The organism is Nocardiopsis chromatogenes YIM 90109 (genome assembly GCF_000341185.1).
Taxonomy (GTDB): domain Bacteria; phylum Actinomycetota; class Actinomycetes; order Streptosporangiales; family Streptosporangiaceae; genus Nocardiopsis_A; species Nocardiopsis_A chromatogenes.
Window position 1 is genome coordinate 1 of the sequence record NZ_ANBH01000265.1, and the last position, 5,315, is coordinate 5,315.

Annotated in this window: 4 protein-coding genes; 2 read left to right on the forward strand and 2 right to left on the reverse strand. The window is 73.7% G+C overall.

The annotated features are described in order from the left end of the window. Nucleotides 1-536 precede the first annotated feature (536 nt). Nucleotides 537-1,931, reverse strand: a complete 1,395-nt coding sequence (locus D476_RS0124260) for an AMP-binding protein (RefSeq protein WP_017626512.1) — start codon at nucleotides 1,929-1,931, stop codon at nucleotides 537-539. Between the two features lie 142 nt (nucleotides 1,932-2,073). On the opposite strand from D476_RS0124260, the gene D476_RS37090 reads away from it, so the two are divergent. Both D476_RS37090 and D476_RS0124270 read left to right on the forward strand, forming a co-directional pair. After that, on the forward strand, nucleotides 2,074-2,445 hold the full coding sequence (locus D476_RS37090; protein WP_026123814.1) for a hypothetical protein: 372 nt from the start codon (nucleotides 2,074-2,076) through the stop codon (nucleotides 2,443-2,445). Nucleotides 2,446-3,836: 1,391 nt separating this feature from the next. Then, nucleotides 3,837-4,568 (forward strand): CPBP family intramembrane glutamic endopeptidase, encoded by a 732-nt coding sequence (locus tag D476_RS0124270; RefSeq protein WP_017626514.1) that lies wholly within the window; start codon nucleotides 3,837-3,839, stop codon nucleotides 4,566-4,568. A gap of 49 nt (nucleotides 4,569-4,617) precedes the next feature. Here the strand turns inward: D476_RS0124270 and D476_RS34365 are convergent. Then, nucleotides 4,618-5,315, reverse strand: a 698-nt coding sequence (locus tag D476_RS34365) for a MerR family transcriptional regulator (protein ID WP_017626515.1), incomplete at its 5' end; no start/stop codon positions are given.

The window sequence follows — 5,315 nt, forward strand, 5'->3', positions numbered from 1 at the left end:
GGCCAGCCACTCCAGGGGACGCCATCCCCTTCCGATGACCATCCGCACGCCTGGCGGCCGACAACGCCGCCGGAAGGGTCGTCGACCTTCGTCATCGCCCCTCCACCTTGCACCCCGCCGACCCGACACCCGGCCGAGGGCCTTGAGTGGGGTACCTGCTGGTCCCATCGCCGCCAAGAACGGTGACCGCGCACACGCCGTACGGCCGACAGCGCTGCCGCAGGGGCCGCCGCCTTTGTCGTCGCTGCTCTCTTCCCCGTAGTCCGGTGGCCCGCCGCCCGGCAGGCAGCCATGAGCGGGGTCCCTGCCGTGCCGCCGCCTTCCCGGGGCGCGAGGGGCCCTGCGCTCGGCAGGCAAGGCCGGGCAATCGCCCGGCCCCGCCGTCGCCGCCCACCACGGGGACCGCGCACACGCCGGGCGGGCGACTGTGCTGCCGCAAAGGGGTACTGGCGGTCGTCGTCGCCCTCCCCGCCCCGGCGCTTCTGGTGCGTCCGCCGACTCGGGCGTGCCGCCTGGCCATACTCCCCGCACCCGCCTCACAGCAGGGACTTCTGCACCTTCCCCATCGCGTTGCGCGGAAGGGTCTCGACCACGCGCACCTCCCGAGGGCGCTTGTGCACCGACAGGCGATCGGCCACGAAGCCGATCACCTCCTGCTCGTCGATCCCGTCGCCCACCAGGTACGCCACGATCCGTTGGCCGAGGTCGTCGTCCGGCACGCCCACCACCGCGGCCTCGCGCACGGACGGGTGGTCCAGCAGGGCGGACTCCACCTCGCCCGCGCCGACGCGGTAGCCCCCGCTCTTGATCAGGTCCACCGACATGCGCCCCACGATCCGGAACCGCCCGTCGGCGTCCACCACGGCCGCGTCCCCGGTCGAGAACCATCCGTCGGGCGTCCACGCCTCCGCCGTCGCCCCGGGCAGCCCCAGGTACCCGTCGAACATCGTCGCCCCACGCACCTGGAGTGCGCCGATGCTCTCCCCGTCGGCCGCGACCGGGCCGCCGTCCTCCCTGCGGAGACGGGCCTGCACACCGGCGATCGGGCGGCCGACCCACCCGGCCCTGGCCGGTTCGTCCGCCCGCGCCGCCAGGGTGATGAGCGACTCCGTCATCCCATAGCGCTCGACGGGCGCAAGCCCCGCGGCCGCCTCCATCGCCTGGGCGACCCCGGCGGGGAGCCCCGCACTGCCCGACACCAGAAGGCGCGCCGCCCCCAGGGCCTTGGCGGCGTCGAGATCGCGAGCGATGCGCGACCACACCGTCGGCACCCCGAAGAACAGCGTGCCTCCGGCCTCGGCGGCCGCCGCGTAGGCCTCAGGGCGCGGGCGCACCGTGTGCACCAGCGGGCTGCCGGTGCGCAGCGCCCCGAGCAGGCCGAGGACGAGCCCGTGGACGTGGAACAGAGGCAGGCCGTGCACCAGGACGTCGTCCTGCGTCCATGCCCAGGCGTCGGCGAGGCCGTCGAGGTCGGCGGCGACGGCGCGGCGCGGGATCAGCACGCCCTTCGGCGGGCCGGTGGTGCCGGAGGTGTACATGATGAGGGCGGTGGCCTCTGGGCCCGGGTCGACGGGCCGGAACCCGGCGGGGGCGCGGTCGGCCGGGTCGGCGGGCACGCGCGGCACGTCGACCTCGTCGAGGGCGGGCCCACACCACAGCGCGGCCTTGGAGTCGCCGAGGATGTGCCGCCGCTCTGCCGTGCCCGCGTCGGCCGGGACCGGCACCACCGGGACCCCGGCGAGCACTCCGCCGACGACGGCTACGACGGTCGAGAGTGCGGCCTCCCCGTGCACGGCGACCGCGGGCGCGCCCGCGATGCGCGCGGCGAACGCCGACGCGGCCTCCCAGAGCGAGGCCCGGTCGATCGACTCGTCGCCCACGCGTACGGCGGGGACGTCGGTCCGCCCCTGGTCGGCGCTGCCCAGCAGCATCGAGTACCTCCTCCTCACGCCCGCGGGCCCGCCCCGCGGAGGTCGGCGCGGGGTCAAGACTGCCACGCAGCGGTGTGTGGGCGTGGGGGAGGTGGTCCGAACCGGGGTGTGGGCGGGGCCGGTGGTATGGCATGGTCGGTCCGTGTTCCTTCCACGTGACCAGGTGGCTTTCGCGTTCGGGCCCGCGCCGGTGCTGCTGATGGGCGGGGCCCCGGTGCACGGGCTGCTTCCGGTCGTCCGCGGTGCGGCGGACGGCACGTTGCCGGTGTGCGACGGATGGAGGATCGAGGCGGGTGTGACCATGCTGGTGGTCGACGGACCGGGCGATGACGGCCTGCTGATTCAAGGAGCGGTCGACGTCGACGACGCGCGGGAGGTGGCGGCGTGGAGCGCGGCAGTGCAGGAGAGGGCGGGGGCGCTGGTTCTGTCGTTGGACGAGCTGCCGGAGCGGCCTGATTGGTCGCGGCTGCTGAACGACGGCATCGCGCGCGGCGGCTACATGAAGAAGGCCTGAGCCGATTCCGCAAAGCCCGATCCGGAGGGCAGGGGCGCGTGCCAGAGTGGTTTGAGGAGCGGGTCGGGCTTTCCAACACCGCAGGTGAAAGAGGGTGCTCCCCGCGCGTGCGGGGATGGTCCCAAGATATCGGAGGTATGCCGCTTACTAATGAAGTGCTCCCCGCGCGTGCGGGGATGGTCCCCGCTTGCCCTCCTCCTGCAGGAGGCGGGTGAGGTGCTCCCCGCGCGTGCGGGGATGGTCCCAGCTCCTCCTCGGCTTCCAGCGAGAAGGGGGGGTGCTCCCCGCGCGTGCGGGGATGGTCCCCTGGGCCGCCGGGTGCCCTAGGCCGAGCATCCGTGCTCCCCGCACGCGCGGGATGGCCCCGCCCCCTGATCCCTCCAGCGGGCGCTCGGCCTGTGCTCCCGCGTGCACGGGGGCCGGTGCGCAACGGCACTGTGCGTTACGACAGGCGGTGCCCCCCGTGGGGTTGGTCCCCGGGACGCGTGGATGGTTCGGGTGAGCGCCAGGTGCTTCCCGCGCGGCGGGGTTGGTCCCTGGTGAACCGCTTCTACCTAGAGAACGCCAGGGTGCTCCCCGCACACGCAGGGAAGGTTTCTCGATGTAGGTGTCGCTGCCGAAGACGTCGCTGTGCTTCCCGCGCGCGGGGGCGGCTCCTACACCGACCCCCACGGCTACGTCTGGGCCGGGTGCTCCCCGCACATGTGGGGATGGTTCTCCGCCCTCGCCCTGGTCGTGCTGGTCCAGATGGCGCGGGGTCGGCCTGACCATCTGATGGCGTCCGCTGGAGTGGTGAAGCTGTCGGCGGTCGCGGCTGCCCANCAGGGCGTCAGTCGGGGGCTGCGTCCTCTGGAGGGGCGTCACCTCTGTCCGCCCGGGTCGGCGTGGCATCCGCGCGGACAGGCGGGAATCGTCTGTCGGCGGACGGGCCGAGCAGTGCGGGTCCCTTGCCGGGCGGCCTTCGGCCGCCCGGCGTAAGCGGTCGCGGCCGTGAGAAGGTCCCCCACTCCAGCGGACGTGGCCCGAGACAGGGCGCCGATGCAGGAGCAGGGCCGCCCCACCGCCGCGACGATCGCACTGACCTGGTCGGACGTGAATGACACCACTCCAGCGGACGTGACCTGATCACTTCGTATTCGGACACCTCCGAGGAGATCTGTATCCCCGCCCCGTGCAGCGCGGGGACGTGCCCCTTCATCTGACTCCGCTGCTCCAGTGATGACGCCACGTCACACCGAAGACCTGACGTCACGCCACTGCCGGATCGGTCTCACCGGCGGTGGAATCGGCTGTGTGCTCCTGACACCTCATGCCGCTCGGTCGACCTGCGCGTGGGTCGGGGGCGACGCCTGAACCCGCCACGCTGGACCACCTGCAAGGAGGCCTCCGCCATGTCCGCCACCGGACCCGACCGCCTGTCTTCCCCACCCGATTCCGCGGCGTCCGTGCGGCCGGGCTGGCCCGAGGTCGCCGTCGGGCTTCTCGGGCTCGTTGTCGCCACGTCGGGGCTCCTGCTCTTCGGGGCCAAGGGCCCCCTCACCCTCGATCCCGTCGCCTTCGGTCTGGTCGTCGCCGCCTGGTCGGGCATCGCGGGCCTCTTCGGCTTCGGTGCGGCCGTCGTCGTCCGCCGACGTCCCCTCGCCGCCTTCGGTGTGCGCCGTACGAGCTGGCGCTGGATGCTCATCGGTGCCGCCGCCGGGTTGCTCGCTCTCGGCGCCAAGGCGGCCGTGAGCGCCGCCATCGCCTCTCTCACCGACTTCGAGGACACCAACCCCCAGGGCATGTACTTCGACGCGGCCGGTGGCGGCGTCCTGCCCTTGATCCTCACCTTCCTGTTCCTGGCGATCCTCACGCCCATCGGGGAGGAGTTCCTGTTCCGCGGCGTCGTCACCAACGCACTGCTGCGCTACGGCCCGCTGGTGGGGGTCCTCGGCGGCTCGGCCGTCTTCGCCCTCTTCCACGGCTTCAACTACATCCTCCCCGCCGCCTTCATCGTGGGCGTCGTGGCCGCCGAGGTGATGCGCCGAAGCGGATCGATCTGGCCCGCGGTGACCGTGCACGCGGTCAACAACACCGCCCTGCCGCTGGTCGTCCTCATCACGCAGGGAGCGACCGGCGCCTGAGGGGCGGGCGGGGCGGCGCACTCACCGACCGGGCGGGCGGGCGGCGCACTCACCGACCGGGCGGGCGGGCGGCGATGACCTCGGACAGCGCCGCCCCGGCGCGGAGCAGGGCGACCATCCGGTCGGCGATCGCGTCGATCCTGGTCTCCAGCACGGCGAGCGGTTCGTCCAGCCCCTCGATCCCGCGCACGGACGCGATCGTCCTCTGCACGTCCGGGATGCGGTACCCGGCGGTGCGCAGGGCGGCGGTGATGCGGGCCTCGCGGGCCGCCGCGAGCGGGTACCGGCGCGCCGCCCCCGCCCGCGTGGTGACCCGCTCCGGTGCGACGAGCCCGCACTTCTCCCAGAAGCGCAGGGTCGACGCGCGCACCCCCAGGGCCCCGGCCAGTTCGCTGATGGTCATCACGTCCCCTGCGGAGGGCTCGGCGTCCGATGACGCCTCGGCGCCGATCGCCAGCAGCGCGTGCCGCGCCGCGAGCGCCTCCTCCCGCTCCCTGCCGAGCGCGGTGTGCAGGGAGGTGATGGCGGCCGCCGCCTCGTCGTACGCCGACGCGCGGATGCGGCGCATCGTGCGCCGGGCGATGACGGGCCCGACGGCCGCGGCCAGGTCGCGGTAGGCGCGAAGGTCGCGCACGTGCTCTGGAGAGTAGGTGCGGTAGCCGTTGGCGGCCCGCGGTGCCGGAGGGATGACGCCTTGGGCTTCGAGGTCGCGGATCTGCTGGGCCGAGTAGCCGCTCCCCGCCGGGG